This window comes from Trinickia sp., assembly GCF_057351765.1.
Genome location: NZ_JBMRBK010000075.1, coordinates 76,351 through 100,752, shown reverse-complemented (window position 1 = coordinate 100,752; position 24,402 = coordinate 76,351). Strand labels below are relative to the sequence as shown.

23 protein-coding genes are annotated in these 24,402 nt (G+C 65.4%); 5 read left to right on the top strand and 18 right to left on the bottom strand.

The features are described from left to right. Positions 1–29 precede the first annotated feature (29 nt). Complete coding sequence (locus tag ACO1XS_RS20920; RefSeq protein ID WP_486391613.1) at positions 30–572, bottom strand: GNAT family N-acetyltransferase; 543 nt, start codon at positions 570–572, stop codon at positions 30–32. Between the two features lie 273 nt (positions 573–845). On the opposite strand from ACO1XS_RS20920, the gene ACO1XS_RS20915 reads away from it, so the two are divergent. Further along, complete coding sequence (locus ACO1XS_RS20915) at positions 846–2,072, top strand: MFS transporter (RefSeq protein WP_486391612.1); 1,227 nt, start codon at positions 846–848, stop codon at positions 2,070–2,072. Positions 2,073–2,310: 238 nt separating this feature from the next. Next, positions 2,311–3,201 (top strand): TetR/AcrR family transcriptional regulator, encoded by an 891-nt coding sequence (locus ACO1XS_RS20910; RefSeq protein ID WP_440563428.1) that lies wholly within the window; start codon positions 2,311–2,313, stop codon positions 3,199–3,201. A 13-nt stretch (positions 3,202–3,214) separates the two neighbouring features. Here ACO1XS_RS20910 and ACO1XS_RS20905 read toward each other — a convergent pair whose 3' ends face one another. Continuing rightward, positions 3,215–3,610, bottom strand: a complete 396-nt coding sequence (locus ACO1XS_RS20905; protein ID WP_486391611.1) for a hypothetical protein — start codon at positions 3,608–3,610, stop codon at positions 3,215–3,217. Positions 3,611–3,624: 14 nt separating this feature from the next. Then, a complete protein-coding gene (locus ACO1XS_RS20900) occupies positions 3,625–5,202 on the bottom strand; it encodes an FAD-binding oxidoreductase (RefSeq protein WP_486391634.1) in 1,578 nt (525 codons plus the stop codon). A 416-nt stretch (positions 5,203–5,618) separates the two neighbouring features. On the opposite strand from ACO1XS_RS20900, the gene hfq reads away from it, so the two are divergent. Beyond that, positions 5,619–6,113 (top strand): RNA chaperone Hfq, encoded by a 495-nt coding sequence (gene hfq, locus ACO1XS_RS20895; protein ID WP_486391610.1) that lies wholly within the window; start codon positions 5,619–5,621, stop codon positions 6,111–6,113. A gap of 511 nt (positions 6,114–6,624) precedes the next feature. Here hfq and ACO1XS_RS20890 read toward each other — a convergent pair. From ACO1XS_RS20890 to ACO1XS_RS20820, 15 genes are all read right to left on the bottom strand, one after another. Beyond that, complete coding sequence (locus ACO1XS_RS20890; protein ID WP_486391609.1) at positions 6,625–7,194, bottom strand: GNAT family N-acetyltransferase; 570 nt, start codon at positions 7,192–7,194, stop codon at positions 6,625–6,627. Between the two features lie 90 nt (positions 7,195–7,284). Next, complete coding sequence (locus tag ACO1XS_RS20885; RefSeq protein ID WP_486391608.1) at positions 7,285–8,049, bottom strand: DUF2968 domain-containing protein; 765 nt, start codon at positions 8,047–8,049, stop codon at positions 7,285–7,287. A gap of 65 nt (positions 8,050–8,114) precedes the next feature. Continuing rightward, positions 8,115–9,506: a sigma 54-interacting transcriptional regulator gene (locus ACO1XS_RS20880; RefSeq protein WP_440563410.1), complete on the bottom strand. Its 1,392-nt coding sequence runs from the start codon at positions 9,504–9,506 to the stop codon at positions 8,115–8,117. Between the two features lie 20 nt (positions 9,507–9,526). Continuing rightward, positions 9,527–11,278 carry a TadG family pilus assembly protein gene (locus tag ACO1XS_RS20875; RefSeq protein ID WP_331567752.1) on the bottom strand — a complete coding sequence of 584 codons (1,752 nt, stop codon included), beginning with the start codon at positions 11,276–11,278 and terminating at the stop codon, positions 9,527–9,529. 3 nt (positions 11,279–11,281) lie between these two features. Continuing rightward, positions 11,282–11,656 (bottom strand): DUF3613 domain-containing protein, encoded by a 375-nt coding sequence (locus ACO1XS_RS20870; protein ID WP_331567754.1) that lies wholly within the window; start codon positions 11,654–11,656, stop codon positions 11,282–11,284. A 24-nt stretch (positions 11,657–11,680) separates the two neighbouring features. Then, positions 11,681–12,523, bottom strand: a complete 843-nt coding sequence (locus ACO1XS_RS20865) for a tetratricopeptide repeat protein (protein WP_486391633.1) — start codon at positions 12,521–12,523, stop codon at positions 11,681–11,683. 69 nt (positions 12,524–12,592) lie between these two features. Then, positions 12,593–13,714 carry a type II secretion system F family protein gene (locus ACO1XS_RS20860; RefSeq protein WP_486391607.1) on the bottom strand — a complete coding sequence of 374 codons (1,122 nt, stop codon included), beginning with the start codon at positions 13,712–13,714 and terminating at the stop codon, positions 12,593–12,595. After that, on the bottom strand, positions 13,714–14,706 hold the full coding sequence (locus tag ACO1XS_RS20855) for a type II secretion system F family protein (protein WP_486391606.1): 993 nt from the start codon (positions 14,704–14,706) through the stop codon (positions 13,714–13,716). The genes ACO1XS_RS20860 and ACO1XS_RS20855 overlap by 1 nt, the downstream gene beginning before the upstream one ends. After that, positions 14,699–16,033, bottom strand: coding sequence for a TadA family conjugal transfer-associated ATPase (locus ACO1XS_RS20850; RefSeq protein WP_331565903.1), 1,335 nt, complete (start codon positions 16,031–16,033; stop codon positions 14,699–14,701). Before ACO1XS_RS20850 ends, ACO1XS_RS20855 begins: the two co-directional genes overlap by 8 nt. 3 nt (positions 16,034–16,036) lie before the next feature. After that, positions 16,037–17,293, bottom strand: coding sequence for a fimbrial protein (locus tag ACO1XS_RS20845; RefSeq protein WP_486391605.1), 1,257 nt, complete (start codon positions 17,291–17,293; stop codon positions 16,037–16,039). 40 nt (positions 17,294–17,333) lie between these two features. Then, positions 17,334–18,695 (bottom strand): type II and III secretion system protein family protein, encoded by a 1,362-nt coding sequence (locus ACO1XS_RS20840; RefSeq protein ID WP_486391632.1) that lies wholly within the window; start codon positions 18,693–18,695, stop codon positions 17,334–17,336. Positions 18,696–18,861: 166 nt separating this feature from the next. Beyond that, positions 18,862–19,773 (bottom strand): Flp pilus assembly protein CpaB, encoded by a 912-nt coding sequence (gene cpaB / locus ACO1XS_RS20835; RefSeq protein WP_486391604.1) that lies wholly within the window; start codon positions 19,771–19,773, stop codon positions 18,862–18,864. Positions 19,774–19,855: 82 nt separating this feature from the next. Beyond that, complete coding sequence (locus ACO1XS_RS20830) at positions 19,856–20,308, bottom strand: TadE/TadG family type IV pilus assembly protein (RefSeq protein ID WP_331565909.1); 453 nt, start codon at positions 20,306–20,308, stop codon at positions 19,856–19,858. Positions 20,309–20,325: 17 nt separating this feature from the next. Continuing rightward, a complete protein-coding gene (locus ACO1XS_RS20825; RefSeq protein WP_486391631.1) occupies positions 20,326–20,820 on the bottom strand; it encodes a prepilin peptidase in 495 nt (164 codons plus the stop codon). Between the two features lie 119 nt (positions 20,821–20,939). Further along, positions 20,940–21,107, bottom strand: coding sequence for a Flp family type IVb pilin (locus ACO1XS_RS20820; protein WP_331565895.1), 168 nt, complete (start codon positions 21,105–21,107; stop codon positions 20,940–20,942). 589 nt (positions 21,108–21,696) lie between these two features. Here ACO1XS_RS20820 and ACO1XS_RS20815 point away from each other — a divergent pair. Then, on the top strand, positions 21,697–23,022 hold the full coding sequence (locus ACO1XS_RS20815) for a collagen-like triple helix repeat-containing protein (RefSeq protein ID WP_486391630.1): 1,326 nt from the start codon (positions 21,697–21,699) through the stop codon (positions 23,020–23,022). A gap of 152 nt (positions 23,023–23,174) precedes the next feature. Next, on the top strand, positions 23,175–24,353 hold the full coding sequence (locus ACO1XS_RS20810) for a collagen-like triple helix repeat-containing protein (RefSeq protein ID WP_486391603.1): 1,179 nt from the start codon (positions 23,175–23,177) through the stop codon (positions 24,351–24,353). Positions 24,354–24,402 lie beyond the last annotated feature (49 nt).

Sequence of the window (24,402 nt, the reverse complement as noted above, 5' to 3'; positions counted from 1 at the left end):
CCATTCATCGGTTCATGGAGTTCGCGCATTCACCGCGCACGCAGATCTTCCCGCTCGAGGCGAAACCGTTGGTAGCTCAGCGCTTCGCTCGCGTTGTATCCGACCCATTGCATGCCAAGCTTTTGCGCGACACGCAGCGACGCGGTGTTCGCGGACGCGATGTCCGCAATGACGCGCGGCAACCGTAGCGTTGCGAAGGCGTGATGCACGAGTGCGTGGGCGGCCTCGGTGGCGATTCCCCTACCCCACGCATCGCGCACGAGACGCCAGCCGATCTCGACCTCGGGCCCCGCTCCATGGTCTGGAATGAGCAACACCCAGCCGATGAACCGCTCGGGCGCGCTGCGCTCGCGTATCGACCAATAGCCGAGCCCGGGCGGATACGCCCTCGTCGTGCGGAATGCCACGAACTGTCGATGCGCGACCGGGTCCTGCCAAGGCCCGGCGATATGACGGGTGACCTCGGGATCGCGATCCATTGCGAGGCACGCCTCGAGGTCGGCGAGCGTACGCTGACGGATCAGCAACCGGGGGGTATCCAGGGCAGGCAGTTCGGGAGTCGAAACGGACATGGCGAAAGAGTAATGGGTTTTCTGTATCGAATTCGGCTGGTTTGCAACGAACCGCATAACCGTTGCCGGAACAAGTCTTTCTAAAAGCCGACATTTAAAACCAGATCGTAATATTTTAGACAGCCACATAGGGATTAATACCGATAAACGGGCAACCCAATCATGCAACCGCTTAGAGTGCGCGTACACTCGTCATGCCAACCCACGGGACGGCCGCGCCAGCGTGATCCGCGGTGCGGCTGACGATCTGGAGACAAAAAGGAGAACGCAAAAATGGCTTGGACGCGTGAGCAGAAAAACGTCACGATCGCAGCCTATCTAGGCTGGACGCTCGACGCCTTCGATTTCTTCCTGATGGTTTTCGTCCTCAAGGATATCGCTGCAGAGTTCAACACGAAAATCCCGGCCGTCGCGGTTGCGATCACCCTGACGCTGGCAATGCGGCCGCTCGGTGCGCTGATCTTCGGCCGGCTCGCCGACAAGTTCGGCCGCCGGCCGACCCTCATGATCAACATCGCCTGCTATTCGGTGCTCGAACTCCTCTCGGGCTTTTCGCCGAATCTCGCGACCTTGCTCGTCATGCGCTCGCTGTTCGGGATCGCCATGGGCGGCGAATGGGGCGTCGGTTCCGCGCTCACGATGGAAACCATTCCCGCCAGCGCCCGCGGCTTCGTCTCCGGGCTGCTGCAAGCCGGCTACCCGACCGGATACCTGCTCGCTTCGGTCGTGTTCTGGCTGCTGTTCGACGTCCTGCATTGGGGCTGGCGCAGCATGTTCTTCGTCGGCATCATCCCCGCGCTGCTGGTGCTCTATATCCGCAAGAACGTTCCGGAATCGCCCGCATGGCGCGCCATGGAGAAGCATCAACGTCCGGGCCTGATCGATACGCTCAAGAGAAACTGGGCGCTCTCGATTTATGCGATCGTGCTGATGACGGCATTCAACTTCTTCTCCCACGGCACGCAGGACCTCTATCCGACGTTTTTGCGCGTGCAGCACAGCTTCGATCCGGCAACCGTCTCTCGCATCCTGATCGTCCTCAATATCGGCGCGATCGTCGGTGGACTGTTCTTCGGCTCGATGTCGGAAAAGATCGGCCGTCGCCGCGCGATCTGCATCGCGGCATTGATCGCTTTGCCCGTGCTGCCGCTGTGGGCGTTCTCGGCTAGCGCCGTCGCGCTCGCGATCGGCGCGTTTCTCATGCAAATCTCGGTACAGGGCGCGTGGGGCGTGGTTCCTGCCTACCTCAACGAGATCTCGCCCGATGAAATTCGCGCCACGTTCCCTGGCTTCGTCTATCAACTTGGCAACCTGATCGCTTCCGTCAACGCCACGATGCAGGCATCGCTCGCCGCCAGCCAGAACAACAACTACTCGCTCGCCCTGGCCGCCGTTGCGGCAATATCGGCAATCGTCATCGCGGTGCTGATTCTGTTCGGGCGCGAGCAACGTGGCGTGGACATGCTGCGCTCGGCTCAACGCGTCGGCGAATCGGCATGACGGGACGCCCGTGATACCCGATGCCTGACCGCCTTCAGAGTTTGACGGACCGGAATAGCGCCGCACCGCGTGCCTTCGGCCCGTCATTTCCGCAAGGGTTGGCGGACTCTAGAGGACTCCACCCACAAACAACGCTTGCCGCCGTATCGATACGTTTTTATCGTTCCCGAAACAACGAGTTTCAATCAAGAACTTGAATCGCTTGTTCGCGGCCGGCAAACCGGCATGGGAGGCGCACATGGCAGTTCGCACATCGAACCGGATAACCGGCGACACGAAGGCACGCATTCTCGATGCGGCCGAAGACATCTTCATCGAATACGGTTTCGAGGCCATGTCGCTGCGGCAAATCACTTCGCGCGCGGACGTCAACCTGGCCGCGGTCAACTATCATTTCGGCAGCAAGGAAGCGTTGATCCACGCGATGCTGTCGCGTCGCCTCGATCGCCTCAACGAAGAACGATTGAAGATGCTCGAGCGTTTCGACGCGGCGCTCGGCGACCGGCTCACCTGCGAACATGTGCTCGGCGCGATGTTCATTCCCGCGCTGCGCCTGTCGCGCGATCCGCAAGCCGGCGGGCGGGCGTTCCTGAAGCTGCTGGGCCGCGCCTATACGGACCCTTCCACATTCATTCACAACTTCCTCAGCGGCCACTACGCATCGGTCGCCGAGCGCTTCTTCGACGCCTTCCAACGCGCGCTGCCGCATTTGCCTCGCGAGGAGCTCGGCTGGCGACTGCATTTTGCGATCGGCGCGCTGTCGGGCGTGCTGGCGGGCGGCGATACCGATAATCTCATCGCCGAGTTCTCCCAAGGGCAGACGATGAGCGATCTGCAATTGATTGCGCGCCTCGCGTCGCTGATGGTTGCCGCGCTGAAGGCACCGTTGCCCGACGCGGCCCAACTCGCAGCGTTCGCCGCCGTGCTGGGCGACGCCGCGGACGGAACCGATGCGGCCGTTGCAATCAGTGCCTGCGGCTCGCTCGATCGGCATCCCGCTACCTTCGAGGACGATCCACGTGCGACGGCCCCGAACGGCGGCGCAAGCGATGCCGAGGCAGCGCCGGCATCCGGTCCGCGGCCCATGCCCCTACCGGAGCAGCGTGGAACCCAGCGTTCGGCGCTCTGAGCCTCGATCGGCATCAACGCAGGTCGATCGCTACCTCCACCGTATGCGCATGCCACGGTCGCTCGATCACCGTGTGTCCAGCATGCCTGGCCAACCGCGTCAGCACGAATGCGTCCGACGGACGCAACAGGCCGACGATGCGGCCCTGAGTGCTGGCGAGGCGCGCGTACCATAGCGCGCCAATGTCGCCGCCGACGGGCGCCACGGATGCCGTCGGTGCGCCGGCCGATACGGCATCCGCCGCAAAGGCGATGCTTCGCCCGAGGGACGCGTCGACGAGCACGGTGGTGGCCGGCGCGACCGTCCGGCTGGCCGCCGCGCGCGGCGCACTCGCGAGCGATTCCGGGCTACCGCCGCACACACCGGCGATCAACGCCGCCGAGTCCACGATGAAGCTTCGCCGATCCATGAAGCCGAGCCTCCTTACGTATAGCCACGCCGATCGCGCCAGGCGCGCGGCCAGATGCCCGATTTGCCCGGCGCCAGAATGCCGTCGGGATCGAGCGTGTCCTTGATCGTTTCCGACAAGCGCAGCAACGCACCGTCGTTGAAATCGTATTGCGCAGCCGCCAGGTCCATGTAGGCCAGATGGGTACGGTACTGGCCATACCCCGCCGCGCGCGCATCGCTGATCAACACGCGCAGCAAGTCGCCCGCGGCATCGGTCTGGGTTGCATCGTCGCGGTCGAAGATCGTTGCGACGATGTGATGCAAATGGCGCGTGCCGGCGGTGAAGCCGCCGTAGTAATCGAACCCGTATTCGGCACAACGGGTCTTCGCGAGCCAATATTGCCGCATCGCGTCGCGCCCCGTGAACGGGCAGATCGGCGAAAAATCGACGTGCGCGCCCGCGCCGCCGCGCCAGTCCAGCATCCGAAATGCGGTCATGGTCGGGATGCCGGCCATGTTGCGGTCGCCGCCGCCCTCGGGTTGCGCGTCGCCGGCATACCGCGCGGCCTCGATGCGCACCCCTCGCAAGCGGGAAAACGCCCGCTTGACGACCGAAAACTGCGCCTCGACGACTTCGGGCTCGCCGTACAGGCCGAAACGCAGATTCCATCGCCCGATCCCGAGCCGCTTGGTCATCGCATCGATGGCGGACTCGGGCATCGGCCCCTGCCCGTCATACCACTCGCCGCGCGACGACACCCCCGCCGCAAAGCGAACAGCGCCTTCGACGACGGCGTGATTGCGAATCGTCTCGTCGAGCTTGAACGGACGCAACGTCTCGACGATGGCCTCCAGGTCCGCTTCGTCGCCGAAGCGCAGATGCGCGAGCAGATAGCTGGCCGGCCGCGGCATCAGTGCGATGCCGAGCTTGGTCACGATGCCGAAATTCGACTGCATGAACATCGCGTCGTACGAGGGGCCGAAGCCCGGCTTGTAGAGCTGCCAGGTACTGCCGATCTCGATGCCGCCCATTCCGGTGCGCACGATGTCGCCCGTCGCGAGGACGACTTCCATGCCGCACTGCATCGCGGCGTGGTCGCCGTAGGGCGTGTAGCCGAAGCCGCGCTCGAGCGTATTGCCGACGACGCTGCCCCAGCCCGCCGCGGGCGGATCGATCCATAGCTTCGCACCGCGCGCGCGCAAGTGCTCGTGCAGATCGAAGTAGGTCACGCCGGGCTCGACCAGGGCATAGCCGAGGGTCTCGTTCACTTCGAGGATGCGGTTCATGCGTCGCAGATCGACTACGATCGATCCGGACAGACGGGGCGCCGCTCCTCCATACGCATAATTGCGGCCGGTCGAGACCGGCCAGAGCGGCAGACGATAGCTGCGCGCGACGCGCAGCACTTCCCTGATCTCGTCGACCGAAGCGGGCAGTATCGCTGCGGATGCCGCGAAGCGCGGCTCCTGAGGGCCCGGAGCGAACGGATCGGCGTATTCGATCAGTTCGTTGTCCGAAACAACGACGTGAGTTTCGCCGACAATCGAACCGAAGAGGCGCAGCGCTTCGTGAAAGCGTTGTGCACTGCAATGGGGCGGCAGCACGCTCATCGAGGCCGCCGCGGCGAAAGACGCACTGACGATTTCATCGAGTCCCCTTGATTGCGGAGCAATGTCCGCTCGTTCGCTCGACGCGAAGCTGCGCTGGAGGACTTTCCGCAAGCTTCGGCATCCGATGCTGCCGCCATTGTCCCACGAGCGCGCGCTTTTCCGGGGGCCCATGCGCGGGCATCGACCATGCTCGGACATGCGCAGCACCCGTGGTATCTGAAACCCGCGCGGGGCGAAAACGAATGATGCCGCGCGCCTTTTGGAACATTTCGTTACGCGCGCGTGGGCCCGATGCGCGTGCGAAAGGACCCTCGCGGCAGCACACACGGGTTAAAATCCCCGCCAGCCACGAATTTCGCGCGTAGCCACCGCGCTTCACTAACCAACCTGGGGCAGCTCCTGCTGTCGTCCGTGCAATGCCGAATCCCGCAGAATCCCATCCGCAGAACGACTTCATGAACGCAGCGCGCAAAGAGCGCAAGCGCGTCGAAATCTATCTCGTGAACGGCATCCGTCTGACTGGATGCATCGAGTCGTTCGATCAATATCTCGTCATGCTGCGCACACCCGTCGGGCTGCAAGGCATTTACAAGCGTGCGATTTCGACGATTCAGCTCGATACCGGCACCCGCCCGGGGCCGCGCGGCCCGCGTACCGGCGGGTATGGCGGCGAGCGCCACGGTCCGCGCGAGGGCTCCGGCGCACCTCGCGAAGGCCGCGAGCCGCGCGAATCGCACGGCATGCATGGGTCATCGGAGCGCTCGGGCGACGCGCCGGTGGTCGTGACGCGCAGACGCCGCCCGTTCAGCACGGGCCCGCATGGCAACGAGCACGGCAACCACCACAGCAGCAGCAACAACAACGGCAACGACGGCAACAACAACGACGACAACAATAACAACAACGAATGAGGTGCCTCGCCGCGAGGCACCTCAGGATGTCAGCGAAGGCCCGCCATCGCGGGTCGAGCATCGCTCTGCCGCTGCGAAAGGCTCTCTAGCAATGCCTCCGCGCGGGCGCGCTGCTCGCGCGTCAGTTCGAATTGCCGGCGGATGCTCAAGATCCGCTGCCGCCAATACTGCGCCGTAAGCATACGATTCTCGGGTTCGCGGATCGCCCGCTCGAGATGATCCAGATCCGCGTCGACCAAATGAAGCGCATACGTCCGGCGCACAGGTTCCGTCTGTTGAATTGCCATTGCAGTCCTATTTCGAAAACACCGTGCCTCTAGTCTGCAAGTTCGATGCCTCCTTGCGACGAATAGCGCGCGACGGAGAGAAATAGGCGCATCGCGGCGAATGTCTTGCGGCTCTGGAGTCGAAGTCCGGCGCGATTGGCTGGCAACGATTACATCCGTTGCGGAAGAATGTGCCTGCATAAAAGCCGGGAACGCGGCCCCGCCGGAATCATCCGACGAAAATGTCACTCGCTGACCCGCGCGTAGACGCAGGTATCGCGCAACGTCCCGTCGGGATCGATTCGCTCGTGCCGCAGCACACCTTCCAGCTGCATACCGGCACGCTCGCAGACGCGCAAACTCCTGACGTTACGCTCATCGACGAACGCGGCGATCCGACGCGCGCCGAGCCGCGATTTGGCGAAATCGAGCAGGCCGCTCACCGCTTCGGTCACGAGCCCCTGACCCAGGCACGAGGCACGGCCCCACCAGCCGATATCGAACGCGGGAATCGACCAGTCGGGCGAACGCAGTCCGCAACAGCCGGCGAGTGTCGACGTGTGCCGCACAAAAATCAGAAACGGGAAGTCGCGTCTCGCGACGAAATCGGCGAAACCTTCCCGGCAGAAAAGTTCGGATCGTTCTACCGAGGGAGCTTCGAGCGCCCACGGCAATGACGCCGGGAACCGACGCAGCGCGTCCAGCGACTCGACGAGCGCTTCATAGACCAGGCGTCCGTCGCCCGGGCGGGGGCAACGGACGATCAAGCGCTCCGTTTCGAACGCATCGGGGATGTCGATGAGCAGCGGATCCATGGGCTCTGGGCTCGATGCAGTACCGCATGATAGCCGGCCTGCTGCCGGGCCCGGCCCCGCACGCTCGATTTGGGACGGCGCGCGCCCCGTTCAGCGTACGCGGTGCGGCAAGCCCGAGTCCGCCTCACGCTGCAACTCGCGCACCTGGCGCTTGAGCGCACGCAATTGATCCTGCGCGGCGCGCTTTTGCGCGTCCAGCGCCGCCGCCTCGCCGCGCGCCCGCTTTTGGCGATCGGCGGCGAGTGCTTGCTGCTGGTGCGCAACGTCGAGATCGGCCTGCAAACGCTCGGCCCGCGCTTGCGAAAGCGCGATCAAATGTTCCGTATAGGTTTTTTGCGCGGCCAGCTTGGCCCCGCGCAACTCGACATCAGCGAGCTGCGCGCTCTTTTTCGCGAACTCGGCATAGATCGCTTCCGCGCGGGCCTCATCCTGCGTCTTGACCACGCGCCAAAAGTTTTTCTGTTGAAAGAGCGCGACGTAGTAGGTCAGTTCTTTCCCATAGAGCAGCAGGCTCGCGCCGTAGCTGCCGTTGTAGCTGGTGCGAAGCTCGGTCAAGTCGCTGCCGTGCATGAGGCGCTGCAATTCGGCAACGTTGCCTTGCGCCGCTTCCTTCGAGTCTTCGGCTTGGGACACCGCCGACGCTGCTGGGGCTTGTTCGTGTACCGGCGATGCGTCGGACGTCGCCACAGCGGGCGTTGCCGCGCCCGCGGTCAACGGGATCGAGGCGCTCGTCGTCGTTGCCGGTGCCGTCGTACTGCCGCTCGATTGCGCGCCGGCGCAGCCGAACATGCCCAATCCCCCGATCATGACAAGCGCCGCAAGCGCTGTCCCCCGTACTTGTGGTAGATGCCTCATCGTCATTCCCGCGCGAATAGTTTTTATATGAGTAAGCATGATTTACTGACTCAAGCGTGTCATTATTACTCAGTTTCGCGCGCTTCGGGCTCTTCATCGAAGATTTGGTATTTGCGCATCTTTTCCCATAAGACTTTGCGGCTGATACCCAGGTGTTGAGCGGTATCCTGCCGGCGCCACGCGTTCGCGCTCAGCGCCGCGAGCACGCGGTTGCGCTCGGCCATGTCCCACTTGCTTCGATCCACGATGAGTTCGTTCGCGCTGTCGGCCGGAGCCGGCTGCGCATTGCGCGCGTGCGCGATCAACCGCTTGAGCCGGATGGCATCCCATGCGCCGATCTGGCGCACGGTCACCCCGATACGCTCGGCGAGATTGCGCAATTCGCGCACATTGCCGGGAAAGTAGGTGTCGGCCACCGCATCGGCGAGCCAGTAAGGCACCGCGGGCAGGCTCGCCATGCGCTCGGCGCCGAGCACCGAAGCAATGAAGGCGTTGAAGATCGCGATCTTGTCGACCGCGCCCCGCTCCTCGAGCGACGGGAGGCGCAACTCGATTACCGCGAGCCGGTAATACAAGTCGGCGCGAAATGCACCGTCCTTGACCAATTGCGTCAGGTTCTTGTTTGTCGCCGCAACGAGCCTGAAGTCGACGCGCGCGGGCGTCGCCGAACCGATGCGCGTGACGGCGCCGTCTTCGAGTACGCGCAGCAGTTTCACTTGCTGATAAAGCGGCAAATCGCCGATTTCGTCCAGAAACAGCGTGCCACCGTCGGCCTGCTCGAAGTAGCCCTTGTGCGCACCCACGGCACCGGTAAACGAGCCCTTCGCGTGGCCGAAAAATAGCGACTCGAAGAGACCGTCCGGAATCGCGCCGCAATTGACGGGGACGAACGGGCCGTCGGCATAGCGGGAGTGCTTTTCGTGCAGCAATTGCGCGATGCGCTCCTTGCCCACGCCAGTCTCGCCGCGGATCAGCACACTCGTGTCGCAATCGGCGAACGTATCCACTTCGCGAAGCAACGCTTGCATGGGCTCGGAATGCGCGACGAGCGCCGTCGGCTCGGACGTTCGCGCGGTATGCGCGCGCAACTGCGCGACAAGCTTGGTGACCATCCCGCGCAGCTCGGCGCACGTGAAATCGAGCGGCAACACATGCGCGTACTCGTGCGGAAACATGGCGGGATCGCGCTCGCGCGGCACGGCGCCCACCCAGATCACCGGCATGCCGTTGGTCGCCTGCCAATCGTGCAGTACACGTGCCGCGCCGTCGATGACGCTCACGCTGACGATCGCAAGCGATGAGCGGACTTCACCGCTCGAAGGCGTCATCGTCATCCCGTCCGCACGGATCACGTCGACGTCGAAGCTCGCCATGCAGCGCATGACGCGTTCGACGATATCGGCCTTGCCCTCCCAGACATAGATGTCCAGTTCCTCGATTGTATTGGCGGCTCTCATTGTTCGCTTCTTCGATGTTTTCAATAGACGAGTTTCGACACGCCGCAGGTCAATGACAAATCATGGATGGTTGCGACGCCGACCTGCACCCCGAGCAGTTGCAGCAACGGGACGAGCGCTGCGTCGACATCTTCGGCGACGAGCGTGAGCGCAGGAGCAAGGAACGCGACGAGTGCACTGACGACAGGTCCCAACGGCACACCGAACGCGCCTCCCAACAGCGTGACCGATAGCGCGCCCGGCTGCGCGAGTGTGGCGGAGAGTCCCGACAGTGCATTCGCCAACACGCTGCCCACAGCGTTCGAATTCGCGCTCTGGTAGTCGTCTGCGTTGCCGGCGATGCCGTCGAATTCGAATGTCGACGAATCCTCTGCCGGGACTACCGCGGGAAGCGCCGCGTTCGCCTTCACGACGATCAGATTCGAGACCTGGATCAACGTTGCAGCTCGCGTGCAGCTGAACGGCTGCGAGGCCGATAGATTGGGGGGGGCGTCGCCTACGCAGACATTCGCGAGGCCCGGCGTCGCACCGATCGTCGAATTGCTCGCAGCGGCACTCGTCGCGCAATGCGCGGCTTCGAGCCAGGCCTGCCCCGGCGCAACCTCGAGCGAGAGCGGCAGATTGGCGCCGACCGTGCCGACGAAAGGAAGGGTGACGGGACCCAATCCGATGTTCAGATAAAGCCGCACCTGTGCAGTTCTTGCCTGCGTACGCCATGTCTGCGTGGCTGGGTTCATCCCCGCCTCGCCGATCGCGAGCACCGGCGGCTGAAGAACTTGCACTTTCAACGTGGTCTGCAGCGTGCCGAGCGCGAGGCCGGCTGCGATATCGGTCGGCGCTTGTCCGGCTTTGGCGATCTCGGCCGCCACGACGAGCGCATCGAACGGGCTGATCGTCGCGCCCACGGCACTCTGCGTATGGGCGAGGTTCACCGAAAGCAGCCCGGGCGCTGTGTCGGTCGCGCCGAGCGGAAACTTCACGGACGTCGAAAGACTGCTTGCCGCGATCGCTTGCAACGTCGCGAGATCGGTCTGCAGGTTCGCATCGGCCACCGATGTACGCGATAACGCACTCAGCATCAGATCGGCGAGCTGAGCGGCATCGACTTGCGTCGCGAGCAATGCGTCGACCGTATCGACTCCAAGCGCCGCCATCAGATCGCCGACCTTGATGCGCGCGCCGGCCAGCGATTGATACGAAGCCAGCGAAAGATCGAGGTTCGCGCCCAGCAATCCGTTGAGCAGACCGTTGATGAGGCCGCCTTGCAATTGCGCGAGCGCCGTGCCGATCGTGAACGCGCCGAGATTCGTCGCCTGCGCCGTCGCGGTGGCACCGATCTGCCGTGACGGCCCGAGAAAGAAGTACGGGACCGTGCGCACCACGCGGACTTGCACGGCGTTCAAAGGCGAGGCGTTCGCGCTGGCGAAGTAGCTCGGCGCGGTATTGGTCGCGGTATCCCAACGGCCGCAGACGACCGTCAGCGACTGTCCCGCCGCTGTCGCCGAAAAGCCGTTGGCCGCGGCGTTCGCCCGCGCCGTGGCCGTCGGTGCCGAGCAATCGTCGTCCATCGTTTGCGCGCCGGCGAGCGCAGCAAGATCCGCGATCCGCTGCAGTGACCGCCGTGCGAAGAAGGCGTTGCCGACGTCGAGCGCGCCGAGGACCGCCACCGCGAGCGAAAGAAAAATCGCGACGACGATGGCCGCCGAACCGCGCTGCCGATCGGTGCGCGGCGGGCGGGGCCGGTCGAATGTGCGGCGGCGCGCAGCCTTCATCGCTCAGTTCGCCCCGCTGGGCGAGGCGCCGACGGCGTTCATGTAGTTCCCACGCGCTGCGTTGCCGCCCGCGCCGAGCGTCGAATCGAACGAACTCGGAATCCTGGTCTTGAAAGAGTCCAGATAGCGTGCGTAGGCCAGCCCCGCCTGTGCACCGAGCACGGGCAATGCCGGCGCGGCCTGCGCGTTGCTGCGCTGAAGCTCGAGCCAGCTTCGCGTCGCTTCGCCGATCGGCACGGACGGTCGCACCCCGGCAGCAGGCTCGCCTGGCGCTTCAGCCATCGCTGGCGCACACAGGCCAGCCACGAGGAGTACGGCCGCACCGAATGCGATCGTGGCGATCGTGCGTAGGGGGTCGATGAAGTAGCGTGTCGTCATATCGTCCTCGTCACGGCGAATGCGTCATTGCGCGAACCGCTGCAAGAGCGGCAACGGCGTACGGGCGCTGGCCGTCGCCGCCGGCGCCTCTTCGGGGCGCACCTGCGGCTGCCTCGGTTTTTCGGTGCCTTGTACCGAGCGGCGCCCCTTCCGTGCGAGCGCGACTTTCGCCGCGTCCTGACGCACCGCTTCGCGCACTTCGCTCGCAAAATGCTGCTCGTCCATCAACGCACGCGCATCGCGAGCATGGCCCTGCGAGAGCAGCAGCAACGCGACATTGGCCAGCACCGTCGGGTTATGGGCATCGAGCTCCGCCGCCTTCATGAGCGGAACACGCGCCCCTGCCACGTCGCCTTCGCGCAATCGTGCATAGCCGAGATCTGACAACGTCGCGGCGTCCGTGGGCGCGAGCGCCGACGCCGCTTCCAGGTCGTGCGCCGCCCTATCGAAGTCGCCCGCGGCGCCTGCGACGAGCCCCAGCCCGCGGTAGCCACGCGAGGCAAGCGGCGTCGCGAGCAGCGAGCGATACGCATCGGCACTGGCCTCGGGCTGTCCCGTCAGGCGCAGTGCGTCCGCGCGCAGCAGCGTCGAGTCGGGCGTCGTGCCGTATTGCTTTTCGTATGCGTCGATGTGCGCGAGGGACGCAAAATAGAGCCCCTGCGACTGCATCCGGTCGATCAGCGCGAGATACATGCCGAGCGTATCGGGCTTCGGTTCGGGCTGAGCGTTTTGCAGCATCGCGGCGCGCTCGGCCTGCGGCCCCACGCCATAGCCGGACGGCTTGAATGCGCAGGCGCTCAGGACGAGCACCAGCGCGGCGGCGAGAAAGCGGCGCGATGACGGCGGAATCAGGCTCGAACGGTTCATCGGATGATCGATCGTCGTTGTCGGGATAGTGTTCTTCAATGCGCGGCTCGCTCTCGGGTGTGCCATTCGTCAACGATGCGTCGTCGAAAGCGCGTGCGTGATCGCAACGATGCCCGGTCCCGCCGTCACGATCAGCAGCGCAGGCAACAGCGTCAGGATCATGACGCCCGTCATCTTGACGGTCAGTCGCCCGATCCGCTCCCGCAAACGGGCTCGGCGGCTCTCGCGCAGCCTTTCGCCGAATTGACGAAGCGGCTCCTGAACCGCGCCGCCGTGCCGGTCGACCTGGATCATCAGACGCGCGACAGCCCGCAAATCCTCGTTGCCGAATGCGCCCGCAAGACGCTGCAGCGATTGCTCGCGCGTGCGCCCCGCCACGAACTGCCGCTGCGCGATCTCGAGCTCGTCGGCGAGCACGGGCAGCATCGTCCGGAAATCGTTGATGATGACCTGCAAGCTCTGGTCGAGCGATAAGCCGACACCTTGCAGCAGCCTGAGCAGGTCGACGAATGCCGGCGTCTCGTCGGCAACGCTCGCCCGCCGGGCGGCCGCGCGGCGGCCAAGCACCGCCTTCGGCAGCATGAATCCCGCGACGACGGCCGCACCCAGATAGGCAGGCTGCGTACTGCCGTCGATATACGGGCTCACGAGCCACGTGTAGAGGGCAAGCCCCAGCGCCGCGCTCGCGAGCCGCGATATCAAAAAGATGCCGCGCGCATTCGCGTCGGCGAAGCCGCATTGCTCGAGCAGCGAGCGGTCCTCGCCCGCGACGATCAGTTTGCCGAGCGGCGTATCGAGCCAACGCATGCCGGCGCTGCCGATCCGGCGCAACCATACCTTGCCGCGCCGCTCGGCCTCCTGTCGCGCCGGCGAGCCCGCCTTCGTGCGCCCGTCTCGCGCGGCGGCGAATGGGGGAGACTGCGAGTTCGGCGAATGCACCGCATGTGCCGCATATGCCGCATTCGTCGCATTCGACTGCTCGGCACGCAAACGCGAAGACACAGGCGCGCCGCACGGCGGCTCTGGATCGCGCCCGGCAACGGCCGGCATCGCACGGCGCGCGAGCGCATCGTCCAGCAAACGCATGCCGCGCCGCGCAGCGAGCCGCCGCACCAGCATATGCAGCGCCAGCATCGTCAAGCCCAATGCGCCAAGCGCCAATGCAATCGAGGCAATTCGATCCGCAAGCATCACGACCTCAACCGGGCGAGACGATAGAGCAGGCAGCCACCGGCGCCCTGAAGCCCGAATGCGACATAGACGAGCGTGCGGCCGCCCGCGTCCTGCCACATCGCATTGAAATACTCCGGATTCGATGCGATCAGGAATCCGCCAATGAGGAGCGGCAGCACGGCGAGTACCCACGCCGACATGCGCGTTTCCGCCGACATCGCCGCGAGTTCGCGCTCGGCCTGCTCGAGATCTCGCATGAAGGCGGACATGCGTTCGAGCATGACGTCCGCCCGGCCGCCGTATTTGACGGACAAGCGCAGCACCGCGCCCACGAGCGCGAACTCGCGCAGGCGATAGACGCTGCCGACCTGCGCCAGCGCGCGATCGATTTCCACGCCGGCGCGCATCGTGCGCGCGACGCGCTCCAGGCACTCGCGCAACGGCTCGTCCGTCGTGGCGAGCGCAGCCTGGAAGGCTGCCGGCACGCTGTTGCCCAACGTGATGAGCCGCACGATACCGTCGAGAAACGTCGGAAGCTGCCGCACGATCGAGAGCTTGCGTCGATGCGCACGCGCGTTGACGGCGAGCGCGAGCGCCGCGACGCAGGCAACGCATGCCGCGACGGCCGCGAGCATGCCCGCGTCGAATGCCACCCAGACCGTGATGGCGCCCGCTAGACCGAACGCAGCCAGTATCGGCATGCGAGCGCCGTCGAGGCCCGCGCGCGCGGCCATGTCGTCGAGGACCCCCCGAAAAGATCCGCGTGGCTCGGACGCGGGTGTGCCGCTGGTTTTCGGGAGAGCGGCACGCCCAAGCGGCCGAGCCGATTTCGGCTCGGCGTTGCCGCCGCGCGATGGATGCGTCACGGGCTGCGCGAGACGGCTTTCGACGAAGCGCTCCGTGCTGACGTGCTCCTGCCTGCGCACCGCGCGTTGCCATAACAGCAAGCCGAGCGCGGCGCACAGGAGGGCGAAGGCGAGCGCGACGATCGAAGCAACGACGCTAGACACGGAAGCCCCCGCCCATATCGAAGCCGCCGCCGAACGTTCCCCCCGTGGCATGCCGCGCACGCGCGAGCTTCGGCGAATGCGGATGGATGCCGAGCGATACCCAGTTGTCGATCTCCTCTCCGTCGGCGCCCAGAATCGGCTCGTAGCGATACAGCTCCTGCGTTGCGATGATCGTATCCGAGAGGCCCGTCACTTCGGTGACGGACAGAATACGGCGCCGGCCGTTCGAGAGCCGGCCGATCTGGACGATGAAGTCGATCGCGTTCGCAATCTGCCGACGCAGGCTCGACTCCGTTCCCTGGAAACCCGCAAACCCGGCCAGCATCTCGAGCCGATAGAGGCACTCGCGCGGCGAGCTTGCGTGCACGGTCCCCATCGAGCCGTCGTGACCGGTGTTCATCGCTTGCAGCATCTCGAGTACTTCGCCGCCGCGCACTTCGCCGACGATGATGCGATCGGGCCTCATGCGCAGCGAGTTGCGCAGCAAATCCCGAATCGTCACCAGGCCCGCGCCGTCGAACCCGCCGGGACGACTCTCCAATCGCACCACGTGCGGGTGATTGAGCGAGAGCTCGGCGGTGTCTTCGATTGTGACGATGCGCTCCGGCTCGGGAATATGAAAGGCGAGCGCATTCAAGAGCGAGGTCTTGCCGGAGCTCGTGCCACCCGAGATCAGCACGTTGCAGCGCGCGGCAACCGCCGCCTCCAGCAGTTGGCCGATCTCGTCGTGGTACGTGCCGTTCTCGAGCAGGTCCGAAGGACGCAGCGGGTCCTTGCGGAATTTTCGGATCGAGACGACCGGACCGTCGATCGACAGCGGCTCGATGACCACGTTCACGCGGCCGCCGTCCGGCAAACGTGCGTCGACCATCGGGTTCGATTCGTCGAGGCGCCGGCCGATCGGCGCAAGAATGCGCCGCACGATGCGCAGCAGATGCGCGTTGTCGGTGAAGCGCACCGGCATTTTCGCCAGCATGCCGTGGCGCGAGACGTAGACGTCGCGGTATCCGTTGACGAGAATGTCCTCGACGGCCGGATCGCCGAGCAAGTCTTCGAGCGGCCCGAACCCGGCAAGCTCCTTGGTCAGTGCCTCGGCAATGAGCCGGACTTCAGTCTCGTTGATGGGGATATGGCGCAGCCGCACGAAGCTGTCCATCTCCAGATCGACGAACTGCTTTATCGCGCCGCGCGACCATCGCCCGAACTCCGCCCCGAGTTCTTCGATGCGCGTGAGCAAATGCTCGTGGGCGGCGTTCTTGACGTCGTGGAACTGCTGTGTATGGGCGAAGGACGTGCCGTCGTCGGCGAATTCGATCGGGTTTGCCATCGTCTATGACCGCTCGTGAAGGAAAGGGATGAAGCGCCGAACGCGTTCGAGGACCGACACCGTCGCGCGTGCATCGTGCACTGGCGATCCGTTCTCGTCCGAGCGCCCGACGACGCGCTGCACGAGCGCACTCACCGCGCGCACATAGGGGTCCCGCTCCGCCGTTTCCGCGAGCAGTTTGCCCTGATTCGCCGCCTGACCGAGCGGCACGCTGCGCGCCGGCAACGTCGCGACGAGCGGCAACTCGAGACGCAGTGCGATCTGCTCGGCCGAGAGTCCGAGATGCGGATCGAACTTGTTGACGACGAGACCTAGCGCGCCGGCCTCGAATTGCGCCGCCGTCAATTCGCGGATCAACGAGCTCGCCGAAACGATGGACGCGATCGACGGATCGCAAACGAGCCACACTTCATCGGCTGCGCTTGCAACATGCGCGATGAATTCGATGTTGCTGAAACCGCCAAGGTCGACGATCTGCTGATCGAAGAACGCCCGCAGCCGGTTCAGCAAGGCCACCGCGGAGGTGAACGAAATCGTGCGCAGCAAGCTCAGGTCGGGCGGCAATGCGGTCAGCGCGAGCCCGCTCGCGTGGCTCGCGAACGCGGTATGGACGAAAGTCTGATCGAACCGCCGCAAGTTACGCACGGCTTCGACGAAATCGAATTCGCCGCGCGCATTCAGGTAGAGCATGGCGTCGCCGGCCGGCAAGCCGAGATCCACCAGCGCCGCCTGATGTCCGGCAGCGGCGCCGCGCCGTTGCAGCGTCACCGCGAGATTCGCGGCGAGCGTCGAGACCCCGACACCGGGCCTCGCACCGATCAGCGCGGTCAGCCGTCCATGGCGTACGACGGGCTCGGCCACGTGCTCCAACACGTTGCGTGCGATACGTGCCGCCTCCTCGGCGCCCGCGCTCAGATCGATGAAATCGCGTACCCCCGCGCGCAACGCGGCCAGCGCGCTTTCGGGCTCGGCGATGGTGCCGACGGCGACGACCTGCAACTGTGGCGCGATCGAGCGCACCGCATGGACGGCCTGTGCCGCCGCGACGGTACGCCCGCCCGAGAAATCGACGAATACCAGTAACGGATCGAGTGTCGCAATGCGCTCGGCGAGCGCGGTGGTCCCGAGTTCCGCTGGCTCGACGGCGCCCACGGCCACGAGCGTATCCGCGAGCCAGCGTATGTTCGTCGCGCTCGCGGACGCGAAGACGAAAGATTCGACGACCGCCCGCTCGGCCAATGGCTCCGCCCTAGCATTCATGCCGCACCTGTTCCCCGGCCCAACACGCCATGTGCCGGGCTCATTTGGAAAAACCCGGGCCCGCGTCGCGCGACAGCGCGCCGCCGAGATAGCTGCGCCACACGGGCCCGTCGTGCTGGTCCGCTTGTTCGCCCGGCGTGGCCGGCAGCCGCGCGCCTTTGGCGAGCGGCGAGACGAGATGCGGCGTGACGACGATGACGAGCTCCTTGTCGCTTTGCTGATAGCTAAGTTCCTTGAAGAACGCGCCGATGATCGGCAAATCGCCGAGCAGCGGCACCTTGCTCACGTTCGAGCGCGTTTCGCGATCGATCAGGCCGCCGATGACGAAGCTCTCTCCGTCGCCGAGCTCGACCGTCGTATCGGCGCGCCGCGTCGTAATGGCCGGCACCGATACGCCGTTGATCGTGATCGCGTTCTGGAAATCGAGCTGGCTCGCCTCGGGCGCGACTTTGAGGGCAATGCGCTTTGCGCTCAGGACCGTCGGCGTCAAGGTCAGACCGACGCCATAGGGCTTGTATTGAATGGACGTCGTCCCGAGCGCCTGCGGTACCGGGACGGGGATTTCGCCGCCGGCCAGAAAACTGGCGCTTTGACCCGACAGCGCGACGAGCGACGGTTCCGCCAACACTCTCGCGAGGTTGTTGCCTTCCATGAGGCTCAAGTCGGCGAAGAGCCCATGGCTGGCCGAGTTCAGCACGAGATTGAAGGCCGACGCGATCGGTGCGTTGGTCTGCGCCTGAAAGCTCGATGTCGCGCCACCCGTGAACGAGCTCAGCGCGGACGGCGCGAACGAGCCGAACGCAAAGCCGTTGCTCTGCTTGAACAGGTTGATGCCCGCTGCTTTGAGCACAGCGCGGCTGAACTCGACGACGCGCACATCGACTTGCACGATGCCGGGTGTCTCGATCGTCGACATGTCGACGATACGGCCATCCTTTCCTTTGGCCGCCGTCGCGGCGGCCACGGCTTTACGGTGCGTCTCCATCGTCGGAGTCGAGCCGGAGATCACGGCATCGCCGCCGAAGGCCCGCACGCGCGGCGTCGAGCCGTCGAGCAACACGGCGCCCGCGCTCGGGCCGACTTCGATCGGATAGACGACAGGCGTTGCCCGCCCCCTCGACCAGACCATCAAGTTGGTGGCACCCGGCGCCTTGCCCACGAGCAACACGCCCCCGGCTCTACGGTTTTCATCGCCTTTCATGACCAGCACATCGGCCACTGCCGGATCCCCGATCGCGACACGGGCGAGCGGCCCCTCAGCGTCGATCTGGCGCTGCTCGCCGACTGCCAGCGAAACGGTCGCCGTGGAAGCCTCCCGCTCGGTCGATGCGCCATTCGTGGTTCTTGCCGCGCCGGCCTGGCCGACGAGACCGAGGAGGCCGATCGCCACGCCGGCCGCCATGACGATGCCGCGAACCACCGCTCCCGCCCATCCGCTCGATGCTGCCACTAGACGCCTGTTTGTCATGTCGTATCGTGTAATCCGTTGCCGCTGGCAGTACGGTTTGCTATTCCCTACAGCGTTGCCCGCCGCGAAGCAGCTTCGTCGCGGGCACCCTCACCTCGGCTCAACCGCCGGTCGAATCGACATGCCCTGCCCGCACCACCTCGACCCGCCCCGCACCGCTCATCGACCGGCGCATCGTTGGCGGCCGAACGGCCGGCGTCGCCTCGACACCGCCGTCGCTGCCCGAAAGTGCACCGAGCGAAACGCCGGCGTCCGCCACCGTCGACGGCCGGACCGCGCCCGCCGCGCTCCCCCCCACTCGCGCCAACGCAGCGCTCGACGAGCGCTGTCCGCCCTCGATGTCATGTGGATTGCGCAGCGCAAGCAGCAAGTGTCCCGCGCTATCGGCGAGGGCGAGGCGATCGACTGCCTCCGTCGGCACGGCAAGAACGACGGTGCGCGCGTGCACGTCGTGCGTGTTCGGCCCGCCGCCCGCGGGCTGCGCATCGCCAAATGCGAGCACGCGCACCCGCGAGAGCAGCAGTTTGGCCTGCGATCGCGCGATCTCGCCATGGCCGCCGATACCCGCGCCATCGCGTTTCAAAGTCAGGAAAACGTCGACGACATTGCCGGGACGCACGCGATCGCCCACCGCGCCCGCTTCGTCGACGCGGACCGCCACCGCGCGCTCGCCCGCCTCGACCCGGTCGGCAAACCCCGACGAAAGTTGGCCTTCGAAAACGGGCGTACCCGGTTCGATGTCCGCGAGCGGTACGCGCTTCGAGACGAGCAGCGGTTCGGCGAACGCGCCGCTCGGAAACGCGCTCACTTTGTCGACACGCAACGCGTCCCTGGCGATGGGCTGCCCTGCCGGCAGCCGCCTTGCCGCGACGACCACCGCAAATCCGGTCTTCGCGACAGACACGGTTTGGGCGGCGTTCGGCGCATGCCTGCCGAGCAGCCAGGCGTAGATTCCGAGCAAGAGCGCCGCGGCGATGAGGACGCCCGCCGACACCTTCGTGAGGTTCAGCATTGCGCCGCCGCGCGAGCGATGTAGCGAGCGCGGCAAAGGCCAGTAGACTCCAACTGTCCGCCCGGCGAAACGTGCGCATCGTTCATAACAGGTTCTCCGGATTGATCTGCGCTGTCGCGGCACTCGTCAGCGTGCCCGGCAATGCCAGGCCCAGCAGCGGCAACGTCGGCACGAGCGGACGGCTCGCGTAGTCGTAGGTCAGCGTCACCTCGACGCAATCGAGCGATGCGTCGTAACTGCATGCCTGAGCCTGAGCCGCGCAATTGGCGGCGCCGCGCAGCCACGCCGCCGAATTCGTTGCCACCGTGCAGGCGCTTTGACTGCGCGCGCTCAGCGCGGCAGCCGCGCTTGACGCGCTCTGATAGTTGAGCGCTGCGCGTGCGCCTTCCTCGGCTGCAAGCGTCAAGCTTTGCTTTGCCACGAAAATCATGCTGTAAGTCACGATGCCGTAGAGCATCACGAACAGCAGAGGGAATACGAGCGCGAATTCGATAGCCGCTGTGCCGTGTTGGCGCTCACGAGCACGGCTATGCATCGCCAACCATAAGGGCTTCAAGGCGCCACTCCCGGCAACGGCGCGCCGAGTAGCGCAATCACCCCCGCTCCGACAAGCAACGCGGCATAGGGCGCCGCACGGCGCGCGCCGACCGCGAAGGTTGGCGCATTCGCGGTACGCCAAGGCTGGCGCGATCGTCTCGCCATGACGATCAGCGCAAGCGCATGGACCGCAGCGGCGAGCGACGCGAGCACCCATAGCCCGATGAGTGCATGAACACCGCACCACGCGCCGAGCGCCGCGAAAACTTTCACGTCCGCCGCGCCCATGACACCCAGCAGGAAAAACGGCAGCAGCACGGCAAAGCCGAGCGCCGCTCCGCCAGCGGCCTGCAGCGGCGCGACGGGGAAAGGCCCCGCCTGCGTCACCGAACAAACCGCAGCCGCAACGAGGCCCGTCGCGACCAGTCCGTTCGAAACCCGCCGGTATCGACAATCTGAAAGCGCGACCGCGGCGGCCCAGCAGATGAACACAGTGCTTCCCGGCTGCATCGTCGAAATGAAACTCAATGTGAATTGGCCGCACCGGCCCGCACGGATTGCAGGACGCAATCCGCGATTTAACTTTCTTTTAGAAAGAGGCTTGCCTTTCGGCGCTATTTGCGCCGCGACTACGGCGTCAGACTGGTGACGATGTTGGTGAACACCGTCACGATACTCGTCTTTACATTGTTCAATGACGCAACGATTGCGAGCGCGATAAGCCCGGCGATCAATGCGTACTCGATTGCGGTGACACCCCGTTCTTGCCTCAGGAAACGCCCGATGAGCTTGCTCATGATGATCCTCGTATTTTTTTTGACGGCGGTCGTGCAGAACAATCGGATTCACGCAGCGGAAGGCCGCGCTCCAGCGCAGCACACTCGCCGAGGCGCGTTTCCCACATGCAAACATCGAATAGTGTTGAAGTTCCCCCCGCATGCTGACGCATGCGGTTCATGCTTTATCGACAAGAGCCAAAAAAGCCGGTGACAGCGCCTTGCTCGGTCCTGTTTCTCGTGTATTTCCGAGTTTTCTCGAAGCTCAGATGTCTTTTACACTGAATTCGTGCACTCGCTAAGTTAGGGGTTACGATAGTTTAGATTAAGTCCACTAGAACTGTAAATCGCAGTCAGCCGCGTTACGGTAGTCATCGTAACGGATCGTGCGTGCCGTTACGTTACACGCGGACTCGGAAGACGCAAAAATCATCGTCCGCGTGTTTACTTCGCGCGTCATCATATCTCTCGCAAAGCACCGCCAATCCTCGATTAGCGGATAAACATCCATTTCGCGCCATCGCTTTGTCTTGTTCGAAAGCCCTCACTGGCATAGCCATTGCAGAGCTACCGCCCGCAGCATTTCTAATCGACAACAAAAGCGGGTGACATCGTGCGAAATCCAAAAAGCGACGGGGCATTCAGGACCCTATTGGCTGCGAGTGTGGCGAGCGCGCTACTTTCTCTTACCGCTTGCGGGGGATCGGGGACCCTGAGTCAGGGACTCGGATCGAAAGGCGGCAGCAGCTCACTCGCCAGTTCGGACAGCGGGGCTTCGGGCGGCGGCAGCGATTCGTCGGCGGGCGGGACGACCGGGACGAGCGGCACGGGCGGGGCGACAGGATCGAGCGGTTCGGGCTCCGACTCGGGAGGCACCGCCAGCGCCAACGCGATCGGCAAAGTTGCCGCCGACGGCGGCGGCATCGTCAGCGCGATCGGCTCGACCGTCTCGTCGATCGGCTCCTCGGCCGGCTCGCAGACCATCCCGGGCGTCAGCTCGCAGACGGTACAAGACGCCGGTGCCGTGGTGCAGAACGTAGGCGGTGCGGTGTCCACCCTGGGCAACGGCATTTCTCAAGGTCTCGGCCAACTCGGCAGCACCGCAAACCCAATCGGCACGACGCTCGCCAGTGCGGGTCCTGCGCTCGGCCAAGTCGGCTCCGCGATCACGAATACGGGAAATCTCGTGACCAGCCTCGGCAGCGGGCCGCTCGCACCGCTGTCGCCGCTCACCTCGGCCGTCGGCGGCGGCGTCGCCACGCTCGGCACCTCGATCGGGAATGCGGGGTCGACGCTTGGCGGCGCGCTGTCGAGCGGCCCTGTCGAGCAGGTGACGCAACAACTCAGCACTGCGATCACACCAATCACGACATCGCTCGCTTCGACGACGCAAAGCGTCGGCACGATCACCGGTGCCGGGCAGCCGCTTGCCACTCTCTTGACGACAGCGGGGGGTGCGCTCGGCAAGGCGGGCGCGATCGTCGCATCTACGGGCGGCAATCCCGTGACCAGCGGTCTCGGCAACGTGCTCTCCCCGACTGGCGCTACGGTTGCGGGCGCCGGCGGCCTCATCACGGGAGGCAGCGGCGCAAGTTCGCTGGGCGGCTCGCCATTGGCTCCTCTCGCTGGGGCGGTCTCGGGCCTGACAGGCGCACTCGGCGGGGCGGGAGCGGCAGGCGCGAACCCGTTGGGCGGAACTCAATTGGGCAGCAGCGCCCTCGCACCGGTTACCGGCGCCGTCTCGGCTATCGCTGGCACGGCCGGCACCGGTACTGGCACGACCGGCGGCCCGCTGGCGCCTCTCACCAGCTTGCTGAGCTCGGCCACCGGCGCCTTGACGAGCGCGGCCGGCTCATCGAGCGCTGGCCAGTCGAGCCCGCTCTCGGGACTGGGCGCACTGACCGGCGCGCTCACGGGCGGGCTCTCACGAAAATGAAATCCACGATAACCCGTTGCCCCAGCCCGGCTTGCGCGTCGCGCGGCGGGGCAGCGCAAGCGGCCATCGGCGAGCGCTGCCGCGCTTGCCATTCACGAGCGTGCGAACTGCAAGACGCAATGCACGCGACAGCAGACCACGAGGAGCAGACCATGTCCGATCGACGTCGAGTTTCGATTCATTTCATTCCCGCGCCTTCGGTGCGACTGTGTGCGCCAATTGTTGCCATCGTTGCGGCCTGCGCGCTTGCCGCCTGCGGCAGCGACGGCGTCTCGGTCCCCACCGGACTCAGCGGCAACAACAGCGGCGGCAATGTCACCCCGACCGATCCGCCCTCGCCGCCCACGGCCAAGACAACCGGCACGATCACCACCGTCGGCAAGGTGGCGACCGATCTCGGCGGTGCGATCTCGTCGCTGCCGGTGCCTGGCGCCAGCTCCGGCGTCACTGGCGGCGTGGGCAGCACCGTCGGCGCACTGGGCCCTGTGATCGATAGCACAGCGGATGCGCTGAGCGACGGACTCGGCCAAATAGGCACCACGGCCAATCCCGTCGGCACGACGGTGGCCAAGCTCGGCACGCCGGTCAGCGCGACGAGCGGCGTCATCGCAGGGGTCGCGAAAACGGTCGATGCGCTCGGCACCGGCCCGCTCTCGCCGCTGGCACCCGTCACGACGCCCGTGGCCGGCGCGCTCTATACGGCAGCGAATGGTGTACAGGCGGGCGGGATGATACTGGGCAATACGCTCGCATCGTCGCCCGTTCAGCAAGTCACACAACCCGTCAGCAACGCGATCACGCCGCTCGTCATCACGCTCGGGCAGACGACGCAAGCCGTTGGCACCACGAGTGGCCTCGGTCAACCGGTATCCGGCGTACTCGCCCAGGTCGGCAACGCACTGCAGGGCGCGGGCACGACTGTCGGCTCGAGTTCGAAGGAACCGCTCGTCGGCGACAGCGGACAACTCGCATCGGTCCTCGGCACCACCATCACGAATGCGGGCGGCCTCGTCAACCCGAACGGACCGAACGGGGCGGCACCGATCCCAGGACTGATCACGAGCCTTGCGGGAAGTACCAACACATCCGTCGCAGCCGGCAGTGCTGGCAGCGGCGGAGCCGGCAGTCCGCTCGCGAGCCTCACCGGACCGTTGAGCGGGGTGACATCCGGTGCCAGCGGCGGCACGAATCCCCTCTCGGCCCTGACGGGGGCGCTGACGAGCGTCACCGGCGCGCTATCGAGCGCCCCGGCCGCCGGCGCCGGTTCGGGTGCCGCGGGCGTAGGTTCGCTGCTCGGCAACGGCCTGCCCGTTCTCGGGAAACTGCAGTAGCGTCATCGTGCGGGATCGAGGCGCGCCCCGCTTGTCGGGTGCCGCCATC

Bases quoted from the DNA above. Each gene is read 5' to 3' on its own strand.
- ACO1XS_RS20860 (WP_486391607.1), bottom strand. From the start codon at position 13,714: ATGCTTGCGGATCGAATTGCCTCGATTGCATTGGCGCTTGGCGCATTG.
- ACO1XS_RS20845 (WP_486391605.1), bottom strand. From the start codon at position 17,293: ATGAATGCTAGGGCGGAGCCATTGGCCGAGCGGGCGGTCGTCGAATCT.
- ACO1XS_RS20920 (WP_486391613.1), bottom strand. From the start codon at position 572: ATGTCCGTTTCGACTCCCGAACTGCCTGCCCTGGATACCCCCCGGTTG.
- ACO1XS_RS20865 (WP_486391633.1), bottom strand. From the start codon at position 12,523: ATGAACCGTTCGAGCCTGATTCCGCCGTCATCGCGCCGCTTTCTCGCC.
- ACO1XS_RS20820 (WP_331565895.1), bottom strand. From the start codon at position 21,107: ATGAGCAAGCTCATCGGGCGTTTCCTGAGGCAAGAACGGGGTGTCACC.
- ACO1XS_RS20880 (WP_440563410.1), bottom strand. From the start codon at position 9,506: ATGAGAGCCGCCAATACAATCGAGGAACTGGACATCTATGTCTGGGAG.
- ACO1XS_RS20900 (WP_486391634.1), bottom strand. From the start codon at position 5,202: ATGAGCGTGCTGCCGCCCCATTGCAGTGCACAACGCTTTCACGAAGCG.
- ACO1XS_RS20810 (WP_486391603.1), top strand. From the start codon at position 23,175: ATGTCCGATCGACGTCGAGTTTCGATTCATTTCATTCCCGCGCCTTCG.
- ACO1XS_RS20905 (WP_486391611.1), bottom strand. From the start codon at position 3,610: ATGGATCGGCGAAGCTTCATCGTGGACTCGGCGGCGTTGATCGCCGGT.
- ACO1XS_RS20875 (WP_331567752.1), bottom strand. From the start codon at position 11,278: ATGAAGGCTGCGCGCCGCCGCACATTCGACCGGCCCCGCCCGCCGCGC.
- ACO1XS_RS20870 (WP_331567754.1), bottom strand. From the start codon at position 11,656: ATGACGACACGCTACTTCATCGACCCCCTACGCACGATCGCCACGATC.
- ACO1XS_RS20915 (WP_486391612.1), top strand. From the start codon at position 846: ATGGCTTGGACGCGTGAGCAGAAAAACGTCACGATCGCAGCCTATCTA.
- ACO1XS_RS20840 (WP_486391632.1), bottom strand. From the start codon at position 18,695: ATGGCGGCCGGCGTGGCGATCGGCCTCCTCGGTCTCGTCGGCCAGGCC.
- ACO1XS_RS20850 (WP_331565903.1), bottom strand. From the start codon at position 16,033: ATGGCAAACCCGATCGAATTCGCCGACGACGGCACGTCCTTCGCCCAT.
- ACO1XS_RS20825 (WP_486391631.1), bottom strand. From the start codon at position 20,820: ATGCAGCCGGGAAGCACTGTGTTCATCTGCTGGGCCGCCGCGGTCGCG.
- ACO1XS_RS20910 (WP_440563428.1), top strand. From the start codon at position 2,311: ATGGCAGTTCGCACATCGAACCGGATAACCGGCGACACGAAGGCACGC.
- ACO1XS_RS20830 (WP_331565909.1), bottom strand. From the start codon at position 20,308: ATGCATAGCCGTGCTCGTGAGCGCCAACACGGCACAGCGGCTATCGAA.
- ACO1XS_RS20890 (WP_486391609.1), bottom strand. From the start codon at position 7,194: ATGGATCCGCTGCTCATCGACATCCCCGATGCGTTCGAAACGGAGCGC.
- ACO1XS_RS20885 (WP_486391608.1), bottom strand. From the start codon at position 8,049: ATGAGGCATCTACCACAAGTACGGGGGACAGCGCTTGCGGCGCTTGTC.
- hfq (WP_486391610.1), top strand. From the start codon at position 5,619: ATGCCGAATCCCGCAGAATCCCATCCGCAGAACGACTTCATGAACGCA.
- cpaB (WP_486391604.1), bottom strand. From the start codon at position 19,773: ATGCTGAACCTCACGAAGGTGTCGGCGGGCGTCCTCATCGCCGCGGCG.